The sequence below is a fragment of the Hymenobacter lutimineralis genome, from assembly GCF_008271285.1.
GTDB lineage: Bacteria > Bacteroidota > Bacteroidia > Cytophagales > Hymenobacteraceae > Hymenobacter > Hymenobacter lutimineralis.
Window position 1 is genome coordinate 159,596 of record NZ_VTHL01000007.1, and the last position, 15,871, is coordinate 175,466.

General features: G+C 59.2%; 14 protein-coding genes and 3 tRNA genes. 4 read left to right on the forward strand and 13 right to left on the reverse strand.

Annotation, left to right across the window (positions count from 1 at the left end):
• Nucleotides 1-2 precede the first annotated feature (2 nt).
• The 4 genes from FY528_RS08945 to FY528_RS08960 form a co-directional block, all read right to left on the reverse strand.
• Nucleotides 3-1,451 carry a toxin-antitoxin system YwqK family antitoxin gene (locus FY528_RS08945; protein WP_187632059.1) on the reverse strand — a complete coding sequence of 483 codons (1,449 nt, stop codon included), beginning with the start codon at nucleotides 1,449-1,451 and terminating at the stop codon, nucleotides 3-5.
• A gap of 151 nt (nucleotides 1,452-1,602) precedes the next feature.
• A complete protein-coding gene (locus tag FY528_RS08950; RefSeq protein WP_149070656.1) occupies nucleotides 1,603-2,784 on the reverse strand; it encodes an acetyl-CoA C-acyltransferase in 1,182 nt (393 codons plus the stop codon).
• A gap of 118 nt (nucleotides 2,785-2,902) precedes the next feature.
• Nucleotides 2,903-3,868 carry a tetratricopeptide repeat protein gene (locus FY528_RS08955; RefSeq protein WP_149070657.1) on the reverse strand — a complete coding sequence of 322 codons (966 nt, stop codon included), beginning with the start codon at nucleotides 3,866-3,868 and terminating at the stop codon, nucleotides 2,903-2,905.
• Nucleotides 3,865-4,842, reverse strand: coding sequence for a VWA domain-containing protein (locus FY528_RS08960; RefSeq protein ID WP_149070658.1), 978 nt, complete (start codon nucleotides 4,840-4,842; stop codon nucleotides 3,865-3,867). The genes FY528_RS08955 and FY528_RS08960 overlap by 4 nt, the downstream gene beginning before the upstream one ends.
• A 141-nt stretch (nucleotides 4,843-4,983) precedes the next feature.
• Here FY528_RS08960 and FY528_RS08965 point away from each other — a divergent pair.
• From FY528_RS08965 to FY528_RS08980, 4 genes are all read left to right on the forward strand, one after another.
• Nucleotides 4,984-5,071: transfer RNA gene (locus tag FY528_RS08965), tRNA-Ser, on the forward strand.
• An 80-nt stretch (nucleotides 5,072-5,151) separates the two neighbouring features.
• A tRNA-Pro gene (locus FY528_RS08970) sits at nucleotides 5,152-5,225 on the forward strand.
• Nucleotides 5,226-5,279: 54 nt separating this feature from the next.
• A tRNA-Arg gene (locus FY528_RS08975) sits at nucleotides 5,280-5,353 on the forward strand.
• 273 nt (nucleotides 5,354-5,626) lie between these two features.
• Nucleotides 5,627-6,175, forward strand: a complete 549-nt coding sequence (locus tag FY528_RS08980) for an RNA polymerase sigma factor (protein ID WP_149070659.1) — start codon at nucleotides 5,627-5,629, stop codon at nucleotides 6,173-6,175.
• Between the two features lie 33 nt (nucleotides 6,176-6,208).
• On the opposite strand, the gene FY528_RS08985 is transcribed toward FY528_RS08980, so the two are convergent.
• From FY528_RS08985 to FY528_RS09025, 9 genes are all read right to left on the reverse strand, one after another.
• Entirely contained in the window at nucleotides 6,209-8,896 is a 2,688-nt protein-coding gene (locus FY528_RS08985) for a hypothetical protein (RefSeq protein WP_149070660.1), read from the reverse strand.
• A gap of 4 nt (nucleotides 8,897-8,900) precedes the next feature.
• Complete coding sequence (locus FY528_RS08990) at nucleotides 8,901-9,626, reverse strand: hypothetical protein (RefSeq protein WP_149070661.1); 726 nt, start codon at nucleotides 9,624-9,626, stop codon at nucleotides 8,901-8,903.
• A 7-nt stretch (nucleotides 9,627-9,633) separates the two neighbouring features.
• A complete protein-coding gene (locus FY528_RS08995; protein ID WP_149070662.1) occupies nucleotides 9,634-10,404 on the reverse strand; it encodes a hypothetical protein in 771 nt (256 codons plus the stop codon).
• A 402-nt stretch (nucleotides 10,405-10,806) separates the two neighbouring features.
• Nucleotides 10,807-11,502 (reverse strand): hypothetical protein, encoded by a 696-nt coding sequence (locus FY528_RS09000; RefSeq protein ID WP_149070663.1) that lies wholly within the window; start codon nucleotides 11,500-11,502, stop codon nucleotides 10,807-10,809.
• A 120-nt stretch (nucleotides 11,503-11,622) separates the two neighbouring features.
• The gene (locus FY528_RS09005) at nucleotides 11,623-12,741 is read right to left on the reverse strand and encodes a DUF6371 domain-containing protein (protein WP_149070664.1); all 1,119 of its coding nucleotides are present in this window, start codon (nucleotides 12,739-12,741) and stop codon (nucleotides 11,623-11,625) included.
• Nucleotides 12,742-12,894: 153 nt separating this feature from the next.
• On the reverse strand, nucleotides 12,895-14,154 hold the full coding sequence (locus FY528_RS09010) for a hypothetical protein (protein ID WP_149070665.1): 1,260 nt from the start codon (nucleotides 14,152-14,154) through the stop codon (nucleotides 12,895-12,897).
• A 22-nt stretch (nucleotides 14,155-14,176) separates the two neighbouring features.
• Nucleotides 14,177-14,443, reverse strand: a complete 267-nt coding sequence (locus FY528_RS09015; RefSeq protein WP_149070666.1) for a hypothetical protein — start codon at nucleotides 14,441-14,443, stop codon at nucleotides 14,177-14,179.
• A complete protein-coding gene (locus tag FY528_RS09020; protein ID WP_149070667.1) occupies nucleotides 14,436-14,747 on the reverse strand; it encodes a helix-turn-helix domain-containing protein in 312 nt (103 codons plus the stop codon). Before FY528_RS09020 ends, FY528_RS09015 begins: the two co-directional genes overlap by 8 nt.
• A 117-nt stretch (nucleotides 14,748-14,864) precedes the next feature.
• Nucleotides 14,865-15,803: a hypothetical protein gene (locus FY528_RS09025; protein ID WP_149070668.1), complete on the reverse strand. Its 939-nt coding sequence runs from the start codon at nucleotides 15,801-15,803 to the stop codon at nucleotides 14,865-14,867.
• Nucleotides 15,804-15,871 lie beyond the last annotated feature (68 nt).

Consider the following 15,871-nt stretch of genomic DNA (forward strand, 5'->3'; position numbering starts at 1 on the left):
GGTTACCGCCGTTTTACGGGTGCCTTGGGCTTGGTAGGGGCGGGGCTGCCTTCGGGTACCACCTGCCCATTGCGGTAGGTTTTCGTCGACTGAATGGTTTTGCCGTCGGCGGCGAAGGTGGTCCAGGTGCCGGTTTCCCGGTCGTTGCGGAAGCTGCCGGTTACTTCCAAGGTACCATCTTCCCGCAGCTGGCGGTAGGCCCCGGTGCGTAAGCCCTTCACGTACGTCGTTTCAGCCTTCAGCTTGCCCGAGGGGTAGTACTCGGGGCTCAGGCCGGTGGCTTTGCCGTTCTCAAAAACTTTTTTGCGCTGCACGGTGCCCGAGGGAAAGTACGTGAGCTGCTCGCCGGCGAGGCGGCCATTCAGGTAGGTTTCCTGCAGCTGCACTTGCTTGGTATCGGGAAAGTAGGTGCGCCAAAGGCCGTTGGGCTGGCCATTTTTGTAGAGCTGCTCGGCCTGCACGGCGCCGGCCGGGGTGAAGAGCGTTATTTTCCGGTCACGGGCCTGGTTGCTGTATTCCGTTTTGCGCTCTACTTTCCCCGACTCGTAGAAATCTTCCTGCGTACCCTGGAGTGTGCCCTGGCGGTACTGCTGGGTGCTTTTGAGGGCGCCGCTTTCGTAGTAGGTTTTCACCGGCCCATCGAGGTTGCTGGTGCCGCCGGCCAGCTTTTTGGCCTGGGCGGTCAGGTCGTCGGCCAGCGGGTTCTTGATGGCACGACCTACCAGCGTGGCGGGGGCGTAGTTGCCCTCGGTGCGCAGCTTGCCCGAGCGGTAGTAGCTACGGTACGTGCCGTGCCCGGTGCGGTCGGCCTGCACGGCGGTTTCCAGCTGGCCGTTGTCGTAGTAAGTCTTGTAGGGGCCAGCCAGCAGGCCTTTGCTCATCGTTGCCTCACTTTGGAGCTGGCCGTTTTCGTAATAGGTTTTCATGGGGCCATTGGCCTGCCCATTCAGGTAGGTAATTTCCACCTTGGTTTTACCGGAAGGGTACAACTCCCGCACGGCGCCGGCCGGCTGGCCGTTGGTAAGCGTGGTTTCCAGCTTTACTTCCCCGTTCTGGTGGAAATAGCGGAGCGTCCCCGTGGGCTGGTCGTTTTCGTAGCTGCCTTCCTGGGCTGGCTTGCCATTAGGGTAATAGGTCTTGAAAGTGCCTTGGCGCACGCCTTGCCGGTAGGTGACTTCGAGCCGCCGTGCGCCGTCGGGGTGAAACTCCACGTAGGCCGAGTCGCGCTTGCCGGCGGCGTAGCGCGTCTGGGCTTCCAGCTTGCCGGAGCGGTAGAACCGCTTATAGGGGCCCTCCATCACGGTGTCGCGCCCGACGAGGGCCGAAAAAACCTCCCGTTTCTGGGTATTGGTTGAATCGAAATAGGTGGTGAGCCGCCGCAGCTTCTGGCCCTGGGCCGAAGTAACCGTAGCAAGCACGAGCAGGGCAGAGGCAAAGACAAAGGATTTCATAGCTGCAAGAACGCGGGAAATACCAAAGTATTTTTGGCAGTTGGGTTGCCGGGCCATAAAACAAAAGCCCTGCCGCAATGCGCAGCAGGGCTTTAACCAAGCAAATCGTCCACAAGATCCGCGAAATCCGTCCGAATCCGTGGTTTTGCTGTTAGAGCTTTTCTACCACAATGCTGCTGGCGCCGCCGCCACCGTTGCAAATACCCGTCACGCCGATTTTACCGCCTTCGTTCTGCAGCACGTTCACGAGGGTCGTCACAATGCGTGCTCCCGAAGCCCCCAGCGGGTGGCCCAGGCTTACGGCTCCGCCGTACACGTTCACCTTGGTTCCTTCCAGGTTCAGCAGCTTGTTGTTGGCCAGCGAAACCACTGAAAAGGCCTCGTTGATTTCGTAAAAATCAACTTCTGAAGCCTCTACCCCCGCGTTTTTCAGCGCTTTGGGAATAGCCAGCGACGGAGTAGTGGTGAACCATTCGGGCGCCTGCTCCGCATCGGCAAAACCCCGGATGCGTGCCAGGGGCTTTACGCCCAGCTCTTCGGCCTTTTCGCGGCTCATCAGCAGTACGGCCGCAGCGCCATCATTAAGGGTAGAGGCGTTGGCGGCCGTCACCGTGCCTTCTTTGGTGAAGGCTGGCTTCAGGCCCGCAAACTTGGCAAAGTCTACCTTGGTGTATTCCTCGTCGTCGCTGATGATGGTTTCCTTGCCGCGCACCGTAATGGTCACGGGCACAATCTCATCCTTTTTCTTGCCGGCCTTGGCTGCCTCAGCGCTCCGCTCGTAGCTCTGGCGGGCAAAAGCGTCCTGCTCTTCGCGGCTGATGCCGTAGTGCGCTGCCGTAGCATCAGCTGCGTTGCCCATGGCGTAATCGTGGTACGGGTCCCAGAGGCCGTCCCGCACCAGACCGTCAATCATCTGACCGTGCCCGTATTTAGCTCCGAAACGCGCTTTATCCAAGTAGTAAGGCACGTTCGACATGCTTTCCATGCCGCCGGCCAACACTACGTCGGCCTGGCCCAGCATAATGGCCTGGGCGCCCATCATAATGGCTTTGGTACCGGAGGCACACACTTTATTCACGGTGGTGCATTCTACGGTATCGGGCAAACCGGCTTTCTTGGAAGCCTGCCGCGCCGGGGCCTGACCCAGGTTGGCCGAAATAACGTTGCCCATAATAACCTGCTGCACGTGCTGACCGTCGACGCCGGCTTTTTCGAGGGCTCCTTTCAGGGCAATGGCCCCCAATTCGGTGGCCGACAACGAGGCCAGGCTACCGCCAAATGAGCCGATGGGCGTGCGCACGGCGGCCACAATTACCACTTCTTTGATTTGCATGATGTTGATTGGGTGGGGTTGGGGAAAGAAGGAAAGCAGTTGACTTTCCGGGATAAAAGTACGCACCTGCGTCGTACCCGCAACGGGCGCCTGATGAACAACGCCCGCGAGTAAAAGATTACCAGGCGGGTTTGGAGGACGCTGACCGGCGCGGCGCTTTGCGAGGAAGCTGCTGCAGGTACTGCTGCTCCGCCGCCCGCAAGGCCTCTAGCAGCTGCTGGGCCTGGGCTGGGGTAAGCTGCATTTGCTGGAGTCGGGCGCGTTGCGTTTGCAAGGCAGCCGCGTCGGGAGCGGCATTCTCCGAGCCGGCTTGGCGGCTGCCCGCCGGCGCGTCGGATCCACTGTCAGCGGTAGGGTCACCCAGGCCGCGCACCGAGCCGGGCTGGCGGCCCTGAGCTACCTGCTGTTCCTGGCCCTGGCCCGGCGTAAAGGCCGTCTGGTCCTGCCCGCCGGGGCCGCCGGTTTGGTTGGGGCTTTGCTGGCCCCGCGCATCGTGGCGGGCTTGCGGCGGCTGGCGCTGGTTTTGCCGGGTCGGGTCATTCAGCGCACCACTTTGCTGATTGCCTTGCTGGGTTTTGGGCTGCGGAGTGGTTTCCTGCGGGCCCGTCTGTTCCCTGGGTTCGTCCGGCAAAGCATCTTCGGGCTCGGGGCGCCGGTTTAAATAGCGCAGAACCGCCTCATAGTTGTAGCGTGCCGCCGCATTTTTGGGGTTGTCCACCAGGGCCTGACGCAGAAAACGGGCCGCCAGGACGTAGTCCCGGCGTTGGCCGGCGAGCAGGCCCAACTGTTGCTGCGCCACACTGCGCATGGGTAGGTTGCGGCTGGTGAGCAGTCGGCTGTAGTAGGTACGGGCCAGCCCGGGCTGCTGGGCCTGCCAGGCGGCGTGGGCGGCATTAAGCAAAACCGGCTCCTCTGGCCGTTTCATAGTTGCCAACGCCTCCCGGTACCAGCGCAGGGCTGCTCCATACTGGCGTTTCTGGTAGGCCTGGGCGCCAGCCTGTACGGCCTCGTTGCGGGTGTGGATGCCCGTTAATCCGCCCCACAGGGAAACCAGGAAAAGAAGGATGAACAGTCCGCTTTTCATGGTCGGATTACGCGTACAGTGAGCAGGATATCAAGCAGCAGCAGCCCCAGGGCCGCCAGCAACGGGTAACGGTAGCGGTTATCTGCTACGGCTACGGTGCGCACCTGCTCGGTTCTTCCTTCTACGCGGTTAAGGGCCTGCACAAGCTGCGGAAATTCGTTCCGCTGAGCCGTCAGCTCAAAATACTGCCCGCTCGATTGGCTGGCCAGCCGACGAAGCACGCTGGGTTCCAGCCGGGTCAGGGCGTCCCGGCCTTTGGCATCGCGCAGGTAGCCTCCTGTTGCCAGCGGAATGCGGCTACCTTCGCTCGTGCCCACGCCTACGGTGAAGAGTTGAACGCCGGCTCTGGAGACTTCGCGCAGAACGGGTTCGAGGTTCTCGCCAAAATCTTCCCCGTCGCTGATCAGCACCATGGCCAGCGCCCGGGGCGAAGCGTCGCCGGCTGGAACGGCCGTGAGCCGCTTCAGAGCCAGCTCCAGCGGGGGAGCCAGGTCGGTAGTGCCCTGGGGGACCAGTGAGGTCTGCAGGGAGTTCAGGAACAGCTGCAGCGCACCCTGGTCGTAAGTGAGCGGGCACTGCACGTAGGCTTCTGCTCCAAAGACGATGAGCCCGATGCGGTCGGCCTGAAAGCGGCTGGCCAAGCGAATCAGCTCCCCCCGCACTTTTTGCAGGCGGGTCGGCGCCACGTCGGGGGCATCCATAGAACGGGAAACGTCTACCAGCAGCCACACGTCCTTGCCGGCAGTGCGCACCGCTTGCTGCCGCACCCCGTAGGCCGGACCCAGGAAAGCAACAAGCAGCAGCGAAAAATAAATCAGGCGCAGCGGCAGCTTCCACGCCAGGCGCCAACCCCGCTGTCCGAAGGGGCCAGCCAGCCGCCGAGTCCGCAGAATATAGCCCACGTACAGCAGCACGAACAGGCTGACAGCCACCACCTCTGCCCAGTTCCACGGGTATGCCCAGCTGATTTTCATGCGTGCCGTTCGTGTGCCATGCAGGCAAATATAACACCGCCTGCGCACCGCGGCGAGGAAAGAATTTTTTAGGAAAGCGTTGATTTCTGCGTGCTGGTTGTATATTTGCGCACTCTTCGGCCGGAAGAGTACTCGTCATCAGGAGAGATGGGTGAGTGGCTGAAACCAGTAGTTTGCTAAACTGCCGTAGCTCTAAAGGCTACCGGGGGTTCGAATCCCCCTCTCTCCGCTGTTTTCAAAATGAGGAATGAAGAATTATGGGAGAAGCGTTGCTTTCAAGTTCCCAGTTCTTCATTCTTCATTGTTTTTCGGGGTGTAGCGTAGCCCGGTATCGCGCCTGCTTTGGGAGCAGGAGGCCGCAGGTTCGAATCCTGCCACCCCGACGTTCGATGTAAAAGCCGTTTGCCCTCCATATGGGTGGGCGGCTTTTGTGTTCTGACCCCGTAGCTCAGCTGGATAGAGCAGCTGCCTTCTAAGCAGCCGGTCATTGGTTCGAATCCAATCGGGGCCACACTCTTTATCAGTCACTTAGCTTTATTGCTGAGTGGCTTTTTTATTGACGGGGCTAACAGCGGGGCTAACTACTTACCGGTTGCTCAACTTATCGACTGGTTTCGTATCTTCGTCAGGCCAACCCGGAAGAGTTGCCAGCTTGTCTAGGAAAGCCAACGGCCCGCCTTCATCAATCGATGAAGGCGGGCCGTTTTATTATTAAGCTTTCAGCTAATTAAGAAAGGGACATAATCAGGAATGTAGCATTTTCAGTAGGTAGTTTTCATCCAGTATGGAAACACCTCTTCACGGCACTCAACCCGCCCACTACGCCGCTCAGGCACAAGAATTTCTTACCGCTATTTTACCTCATATGCGGCGCTTGGTCAGCTATGCACGGCAGGTAGTTGGCTGGCAAGGCGCCGATGCAGAAGAACTGCTTCATGATGCAATCTTGACGTGTCACCGCCGTATTGAGCAACGTGGCTTTGCAGGCAATAGCGAAGACATGGTGGGGTACATGTTTCAGCAAATAAAACATGAGTTTCAATGTCAAATACGCACAAGCCGCCGGCATCCTAGTGCCGACTTACCGGGTGAGTTACCTGACCAAATAGAATCTATGCAGATTGCGGCCGGCCCCGACCCCGATGCAGTGCATGCCTTTCTACACCGGCACTTCGCGCCCAACGATGTTCAGATTTGGGAATACCACCTTCAGGGAGTGACTATAGAGGAATCAGCCTTTCTGCTGAGTATGACCAAAAGCAGTATACACCGGCACCTAGAAAAGATACGAGCTGCCTTACGCAAAGAATTTCGTGTGTTTGATGAAGAATAAAAAGAGGCCCAGTCACTGACTAGGCCTCTTTATTTAGAATAGCTTGCCTGACTCGGTATCCCGCCTTTCCTGTTGGGCTTTATCAGCCCACCGTTTGGCTGTCTGGTTATCTGGCTCCAGACTTGGTGGGCCAAAGCCCTCCATTGCCTCCGTGTGACCAGCGATTTTCTCCAGAAAGCCTACCATGCGGTCAAACTGCGCGGCCGGTACCGTCACCATACCCGCCCCTGCGGCCCCCGGCTCCACGCCCCCGGCGGCGGTAAGCTGCCCACCACTGGCTCCGCGCATCAGCCGGGGAGGGGGCACAAACTGTACGCGAGGTATGTTCAAGGCGGACAGTGTGGGTGAGGTTGTAATAGGCACAGCCGCAAAGCGCACCCGGTCTCCGTGCTGGTTAATGGTGCGTAGCGTGTCTAGGTTGTTGAGCGTGGCCCGGCGCTTGGTCACAAATTCTAACCCTTCCAACTCGACACCGGTTTCGCCTACGGGAATGCCGCCGAGGGCATGAGAACGACCCTGAAGCAAGCCGCCCTGCTCACCCTTGATCGTTTGACCGAGTTTTTTGGCGCTGGCTATGGTTGCTGCTACGGCGGCTAAGCTCGCAATCACGGCCGCTATATTTGCCGGGAAGGCAACCTTCGAGCCCTGTTTGATGCTTTCCACACCCGCCTGAATGGCACTGGCCGCGGTGGCCGCCTGCGTGGCGAGCGTGGTGGCCTCCTGCAAAATGCGGCTCTTATTCTCCAACTCCTGCTTGCGCTTTTCGGCCTGCTCTTTCTGCTTGAGGGCGGCGAGTTCCTCCTTGGCATTCTGGGCTTTTTCGCGGGCCAAGCGGTTTTCCTCGGCCCGTTCCTTGGCCAGTCGGGCTATTAGCGCCTCACGCCTGGCTCCAGTGGCCTGGTCGATTTGCTGCTCCGCTTTTTCACGGCGGCTGCGTGTGTCGTTGAGCTGCTGCTCTAATACCTGCCCCCGGTCCTGAATGGCAGTAATCCTTTCCTCATAGCTGGCAAGCTGAGCATCTACCCGCTCCTGTTGGGAGGCAAAGAACAAGTCGTTGAGCTGAAAGGCCGCGTCCATAATCAGTTGCCCGGCAGCGGCCAACTGATTTTTGGTCTCCTCCAACTGCTCGGGCGCTACGCCAAACAAGCGGGTGAGAATTGTATCCCCTAGTGAAAGTTTGGCTGCTACCTGCTTGACCTCTCCTGTGCCTTCCTCAATGCCTTTGATGAACTTGTTTTTAGCATCTACCTGATCAGTTTGTTCCATCTGCCAAATATCCCGGCGATTATCGGCGGCCAGTTGGTCGAGCTCCCGGGTTCTTGTGTTGTACTGCTCCTGCAGAATGTTGAGGGCCTGCAGGTCCTTTTGCAGTTGCTCCCGCTCTTCAGCTGAGCCCTCCTTGTTGACGGCCAGGCGTTCCTCTACCTGCCGAATCTGCGTCTCCAGCGTATCCTTTCCCTGGGCTGTAAGCAGATTTACCTCAAACTGCTGATCTTCCTCCAGCTTGCGCCGGGCTTTGGCCTGTTCCTCCCGCACCTTCCGTTGCTTGTCCTCTTCATCCTTGCGGGCCTGCTCGGCGTCCTTCTTACGCTTCTCGGCTTCTTCCTTTCGGGCTTTCTCGTTGTCCTCAGCTAGCTGCTTGTTGTGCGCGTTGACTAATACCCGAATCTCGGATTGCTTGTTGGCCAGCAGCGTACGGTAGTCCGCGGCTGACTTGTCGAGCAGCAAAAGCTCGTCCCGTAACAGCTGCTTTTGCAGCAGGTAGGTATCCCGCCCCGCCGCCTGCGCCTCGGCAATCTGCCGTTTCAGGCTCTCGGCCCGCAGCTTGGCAGCCTCTTTTTCGCGCTCCTGCGCTAGCTCCGTGTTCTTTTCCCGCACCCCCGTATCGAAGGCCGCGGACGTGCGCTGGCCTAGCGTACGCGCCTGCTCTAAGGCCCCCGTTACGTCGCCCTGCAAGAGCTTCCCCAACACGTCACCGGCCACGCTGAAACTCTCTACCAAGGCACTCCCCAGCCCACTAGCCAGCTGTGACAGCCCGCCGAAGCGCTCGTTCACTTTATCAAGCAGAGACAGGAGGCCATAAATAGGGGGACTGATGAACTTCATTGCCTCCACGATTTTGGTCCGGTTGCGCTCCACGGCCCCCGTAATTTTGTCCCAGTTGGCGTACACCAGCCCCAGCAGCACGAGCAGCAGACCAATACCCGTAGCAGCCATTGCGCCCCGCGTTACCTTGCTACTAGCGTCGGCTGCCTGTCCTGCTTTGAACCAGCCGGAAGCCAGGTTTTTAGCCCCTTCAAAGCCTGCTCTGTAAGCGCTGCGCGCTTCCGCTGACAAAGCTTTATGTACGGCTTCCACGCCCTGCACTACGGCAATCATTTCCGTGAGCTTTTGCTGGTAGGCTTCTGCCGATTCTTTCGACAGACCAAAGTTTTGGGCCGCTACAGTCATAAGCTCAAATGCACCAGCTACGCCCGTGGCCGCGTCCATGAAAGCGCCAGCCATGTTAGCGGGGCGGAGCGCCTCCACCTGCTCGTCTAAATCGTTAAGCGCGGCTTTGGCGCGGCCCAGTTGAGCCACGAGCTTGTCGGCGTCGGGGCTGCCGAGCTGCACGTTGTCGAGCTGGCCCTCTAAGCGCTCAATTTCCTGTTTGAGCTGGCCGACGGTGGCCTGGGCTTCGCTGCCGTCAATGGTAATGCGGTAAGCTTTGGTTAAGGCCATCGGGTCAGCGGGCTACGGTGGTGAGATGGGCGCGTACGGCGCGCAGGTAGGCGCGCAGCAGGGCCCGACCGGCGCGGGCTGCCAGGTGACGAGGGCCGGTAACCGGAGTGAGCAGAGCCTGTTCCGTCAAGTCAAGGGCTACCTCAGCCTGCGTATGGGCCAGGTGCAGGCGGCTTTTCTGAAGGACTGTCTCCTGCCAGGTGAGCAGCAGGTGGCGGTAGGCGGGCCAGGCCAAAGAGAGTGGTAGGCGCTGAAACGCATCGGCCGTGGCGGCCAGCGTGTCGGGGGTGCGGGGCTGGCCTTCGGGCTGGTAGAGCACGGCTAGCAAGCGGGCCGCAGCGGGCACGGGTTGCCGGTCTTTCACCGTGTCGAGTTGCGTGAGCAGGGCCGTGTAATCGGCCACGGAAAGGCGGCCGAAGTCAGCGGTGTGCGTGTAGGTACGGCCCTCGTGGGTGAAGTGGGGTAACGGCTCGTCGGTAGGCAACCCCGCGTGTAGAAAAGCCAAGTGCGGGGCTAGTACGGCGGCAATACTGAGGTCTTCAGCCAGGACGTGCGGGGGCAAGCCGGTCACGGCCGCCAACAGGTGGTAGAAGGCTGGGGTGCTGGGTTCCTGTTGCTGGAGCTGGTGGAAATACAGGAAGGCAGAAAGGGGAACCTCGTGCCAGCCGGTGGGCAAGTGGCCGTGGTAGGGTTGGCCGGTGGTCTCGTCGGTTATAGTAAGTGTGCGCATGATGCTACTAGGGTTGTTTAGCGTCTTTCTTGGTTCGCTGATATTCAAAAGCCATATCCTCCAGCAACTCGTCGGCTTGCCATTTGCGTAGCAGACGAACAGGCTGTTGTATGTGCCTACTATGCCAAAGCAGTGCGTGCGTGAAGGAGAAAGAGGAGGAGGCGGAGAAACCGGGCTCCGTGGTATCGGCCGCTGCTTCCTTGAATAGCGCCGGGTATCGTTCTGCCAGCGCGGCAGGCGACGAATGCTTCAGAAAATTTGCCACGTACGGCCAAGCCTGCTCCATGCTCAGCCGGGTAAAGACCGCCGATGCCTCCTCCACCGCTTTGGCGTCCTGGGTGCGGCCCTTGGCCACGAGCAGCACGGCCAGCAGGTGAGGAGCAGCCAGGCCGGGGTTTCCGTTGGCTTCGTCGAGGAACGTCAGCAGCGCCTCGAACTGGCCAGCCGTGAGCCGGCTCCAGTCGCCTACGTACTCGTACGTGACGCCCCGATGCTGGAGCGTGGGCGCCGGCTCACCAGTGGGCAGCTCAGCAAAGAACCACGGCAGGTAGAGCGCAGCCAGGGCCGGGGCCAGGCTGGCGTCGGCCTCCAGCACGTCGGCCGGTAGGTTGGTGAGGGCCTGCAGGGCACTGAGCCGAGCCAGCTCTGGCCGGCGGCCGGCCTGCAGGCGGGCGAATTCCTGAAACATGGACACCCGCACCTCGTGCCAGCCCGTGGGGAGCTGGCCATGGTACACGGTGCCGTCGTCTGGGTCGGTGAGGGTAATAGATCGGGCCATGATGAAGGTTGGGGCTTAGTCTCCAGCTACACGCACGCGCGCGGAACTGTCGGGTTGTGTCGGGTTGATGGGTAAGCTACCTTACCCTAAGGGAGACAATATCCCTAGCCAGCCACTGTCATGGGCTGTCTTTTTCGGGGATGAGGAAGTTTGTTCGGTGCCCGCTTGCGGATACCATGGCGCCGGCACAACCGCTGAATCTTGCGGGAAGGAATGCCCAGTTGTTGCTCCAACTCCTTCAATGTGTACACGGCATAATGCGCCCGCAGGTAGACAACATGCTGCTGCTTGTGGTGCACATAAGCCCGCCGAATGGCAGGTGCGCTCGGCGGGCTTACGATGGACAGGGACGGAGACTGATGCACCGTTAAAACAGAATTGATGTCAACAATTGTTAACAGGCTAAGCCAAGCTATTAGGGAAATCCGCCAACTTCCCGGCTTCTTCCAACCGGGGTATCAATTCCGACATTAGGGTGTATTCATTGGGTTCTATCGAACCGCTGCAGCCTTCCTCGATAAAGTAGCCAGCCAAGCTAGGCCTCACTATTTCGTGTAAACCAGCTGAGTCATTGCGCGTGACTTGGTGAAGCTTGCGCAGCTGGGTTAGCCTGATAGCCATGTCGGTGAAATAGGCCAACACGGCAACGCGGCCAGTCCAGTCAATCCGCTCGGTTTCCAGCCACTGCTCAATATCCAAGTCATAGCCGTGAAGAAGCCAGCCCAGGGTAGAGTTGCGCATTTTCATGCTCATCCAGTGAGGCCCCTCATACCACCCAAGAAGGTCGAACTCCTTATTCAACTGGGCAATGAATTGCTTTAGCTGAGGCACGATACTATAACCAGCCAGGTCAATGGTGTTATTGATAAGTTGCTGCTGAGCGTCCTCAGTACGCAGCATATCGAAGCGCATTTTCAGGCCTGCATCCACCGCCAGCAGCTTGGCAAACAACTGCGCACGGAGCGCTCCAGTCAGTTCCTCCATGTCGATGGACAACGGAAGCTCGTGCTCGATGAGTAGGGCCTTATAGGCCAGGCAACTGTTGATGAAAGAACGAAAACTGATTTTCGCCTGAGAAATATTTTTGGAGGTCATCATGAGAAAAAGGGAACTGGGTAAGACGGGCTGAACCTCGCCATTTTGTCTAGGTTGGTGTCTAGGTTGGTGTCTAGGTTGCGGGCGGCGGTCGGATAGCAGAGCACATCGTAGGGGCAGGCGTTACGCGTTGGAGAATAGGAGCGCGGTAGCCTGGGCTTCGTCCCAACTTGGCGGGTAGCCAGGCCACTGCTCCAGCAGTAAATCGGCTAGGTCAATGCCGGCCAGCTTCTGCTCGGCGGTGGCGTGCTGCTCCAGCAGATCTGACACTTCCACCCGAAAGCCCTGCCTGCGTAATTCTTCTGCCCTGCGGCTCCATTCAGTAAATGCCCGACCCGATTCCGACGCATCGGGAAACAACACGATGCTCCGGCCCAGAAGTGGACCAAGACGGCCAGCATTCAGGTAGGATAAAGAGCCCACCGCCAACCATGTGAAAGAAGGAAAGTAGGGCGTGCACAGTACCGCCGTTTTAGGCGACTCCACAATGGCCAGCGGGTGAGTGGCCGGCGTGTTAACGAGTTGGGAAAGCCCAAATAGGCACGGGCTTTTCGGGGCCTTTTCCTGATACTCCGACAGCCAGGCCGGCGGCTGCTGGCCCCGCCGGGTATAATGGGCAATCAGGGCAGTGTGGACCCAACTAGTGCGGCGCTTGGTTTCGCCGCCTGTGGTAGTCTTCACCGTGTGGCCCTCAGCATCAAACTGTACCACTTGCCCCCCGCGCACCCGTTGATAGGTATCAACCTGCCAAAAAACGCAGGCCCCCGGCCAGTAGTCCGACGTGCCGATCTGAAAGCGCTTCAGCAGGTCGGTGGCCACGCTAGCCCCGAAATGCTGCTGCAGCAGACTGGCCAGCCGATTACGCTTGTAGCCCCGCATTGACTGCTCCAGCAGCTCGGCGGGCAAGGTGTAGCTGGAGGCAAGCTGAGGTGACTGGCCTGGGCCCCGGGCGTAGACCTTGCGGGGCATATCTACTAGCTGAATGCTACGGCTTTGTTGATACAGCCGGTCTTTGTAGTTGAGCCCGCCGGCTTCAACCTGGTAAGGGCTCTGATGATAACCGCAGGCCTCTTCCCGATTGCAGCGGCCGTACTCAGCCGGCAGCAGTTCGCCGGTGCGGGTGTCGACGTAAGGAACGAAAGTGCGGCGGTGGCCATGCGGCCCACACGAGGGGCACTGGCCGCGGCTGGCCGGACCGGAGTAGGGTTTGAGCTGGTAACGGTAGGGCGTGTAGGAAGACATCGGGGGTAGTTGGAAGTGCGGGTATGTAAGCAGGCGGGGGCGCTGAAGCATGTATGAATTGTGCAGTGTGCAACAACCCCTGTAGGGGGGTTGCACACTGCACAATTCCCCGTTTGTGCAAGAATATTTAGTGTGCAAAAACCTGTTATTGCATTATTGCACTAAGCATTGTTTTGGAGGGGAAATCGGCTCTAGGCTGTATAATACAGATGGGCCATAGGCTGCCTTAGATTTGGATAATTGGCACGTTCGCCCTTGCGAATCCTGCACATATCCGGCGCCTGGCTGGACTAGTTCTGTCAGATATGCTTTCGCCGTCCGGATACCAATACCTAGATGTTGCACCAAGGCATCAGCCAATTCGCCGGCTCGCATAGGTCCGAAAACCAACAGCTCGGGCAGCGCAGATAGCACGTTGGCTACAGAGACCTTGCGCGGCGCTCCAGCCGATCGGTTCGCAGTGTAGCCAGCTGCTAGGTCTTGGTCAGCACGCACCAGGCCCTTGGTCTCTTCGTCGTAGGTGGCAAAGAAGGCCAGGCCCGGGGCACCGTAGCGGCGCTTCAGGTAGGAGAGCTGAATCAGGGGTGTGGGCCGGCCGCCTTCCTTCACGTAGCCAATCTGCAGGACCGTGCTGGCCTTGTTGGTGGCCTCGGTGCCCAGGTGCCCGCGGGCCTTGCTGGTGGTGGTGCCGGGGTTCTCGTGAATGACGCCGATGATAGTCGCGTTCTGCTCATTCACCGCCACGTTGAGCATGTCCATCAGAGCCAGCGAGGCCACCACGTCGTTGAAATCGGCTACGCAGTCGCTCAGCACGTCGAGTACGACAATTAGATGCCCTTCGAAGCCGGCGCGGTGGTGAGCCAGGTATTCCACCAGCGTAGGGAAACGCTCCGCTCGGGGGAGCATAACCAACGATGTGTAGTCCAGCTCAGGCGGGTGCTCGGTAAAGCCGTAGCCGGCGCGGCCCTTCAGGCTCTGGATAGCGAAGGGCAGTTGGTCCGACAGGTTGCGCTCGGTATCGATGTAGAGTAGCCGGTACTGCTCTCCTGGCGCGGGGCGGAACTCCAATCCCAGCGCGTCGCCCTGCAGCTGGCCGCCGCGCGCAATAATGGCGCTGCCAATGAGCTCGGCAATGCGGCTTTTGTGCGCCCCGGTGGGCCCCTGAATCAGATTGACGGTACTCGGCCAGAAAACGGGTTCTCCATCCTGCCAGAGCAGGGCCGGCCGGAAGGTAACGGGCTGCTCCGTCGCCTGGCGCACCTGCTGGCCAAGGGCCAGGATATCGGCCAGGCGGGAGCTGGGTGGCGCGGGGCCGGCGGCGGCCTGCGCCTCGGCGGCCAGGCGCTGTTGCAGGTTGAGCAGCGTCAGGGCCGTAGGGGTGGGAGCCGCCGGGACGGCAGTAGATGGAAGCATGGTGGCCAGGTTGGGAATCAGATCAATGGCTGCAGCGGACCGGAAGTAGGCCGCTGTAGTGTTTCAGGACCTGGATATCCGTTCCCTGCAGGGTAATGGGGCGGCTCGGCTGGCCCATGTGCACGATGAGGTAGGGGCGCCCAGCGCAGCCCAGGTAGTTCTCGACGACACACACCACGTAGGGTACCTGAGAGCCGCGTACTTTTAGAATCAGCCACTGGCCGGCCTGAATCGTGGGCCAGTAGAAAGGCCTTACCGCGTAGGCGGGCTGGGGGAGTAGACTAGGCACGGCGCACGCCTTCCCCCTGGGCCACCTCCCGGTCGCCCTCGGCCACCCAGGCCAGCAGCTCGGCCCGGTTGAAGTACAATTTGTTGCCCCGCTTGGAATGCGGAATGCCGCGCTTGGAAACCAGGGCGTAGAGCGTGTTTTTGCTCAGGCCGGTAACCTGCTGGGCCAGCTCCAGCCCGCCCACCTCGGCAACAGTGGGGTTATCAGAATTAGCGAGGGCGTGGCTTACCTCTTGCCGAATGACGGCGCGCAGGTCATCAAAAAATCGGGCGTAATCGATACCCGATGTAATTACAGTAGCCATATGATGCTCGTGTCAGCCGGAAGGTTAGCAGCTGAGCATCACAAAAGAATGCTACTAATTGGGGCAGCGTGTGCGTTTGTGCGCGGCGCACGAAATACGCATAAGCGCACGGGGTTTTCAGGTAGGATATTGGCCAGTAACACGGTAGTATGCTGTCCGGGCAGTAGCGTTATGCATTAGCATTCCGTTCTGTAGCGCTCGAATCTTTGGCATAGTGTGCCGGCATTCAGGGTACCTGGCTTTGAGCGCTGCTTCTATAAGCCGAGCGGATGATGATCTAGCTACCATGCCTAAGAACTCAATGCCAGCCCAAGCGGCTACCCATGCCTGTTTTGCCGAGTCGGGGCCTGGCATCTTGGATTCGGGACCGTCTATGAGGCCTGCCCGCATAAAACAGGCATCAACCTCATCGACTCTGAACCCGTTGAGCAGTAGCCCCGCCCAAAGATCGACCAGCTCGGTGGTCGACTTCTCCACAACCTTAGGGAGAAGCGCTGCCGTTGGCGTCTCGTATTCGGGCAATCCTTGTACTTCGCTTGCCCAAAGTACTGTCCGGCCCTCTGCGGTGGCCAACTCATAAGTGGCCAGAATGGTATCGATGCGCTTAATATTGGCGCGGTGGGACTCGGCATGTTGTGTACGGTTTTCTTGTTCGGCCAGTCCTAAACGTTCCTCAACGTCTCTGCGACGTTCGATTAGTTCATCTTTCCCACACAATTCATCCCAGTAGGGCCATGTCTCAGGTTTGAGTGAGTAGAGTCTTTGAAGAGCCCACATTCTAGAGACAGGGCCAGCCGTAGCTAAGAGATGCTGGCTGACTTTAGGCTTCAAATATTGCTCAATATACTCCGGTAAACGGCGGAGAAACCCATCAGACTCTGCATAACCTTCTGCCATCTTTTGACTTAGAGCCGCTCGTAATAAGTGGCCAACATCTGCGCTAAAGGGCAAGGCCGCGCACTGCTCCATGAGGGCATGAAGAAATGCATGTGACTTAGTGATATAATCAGGAAGTTGAGGGAGTGATCCACTCGGATCATCATAAGGGTTATTCATCAGCTTGCCAGCTTACTAGGTTCAATGCTAAAGATAGCCCAGCGGGCGAATTCCCGCCGGGCTATTTT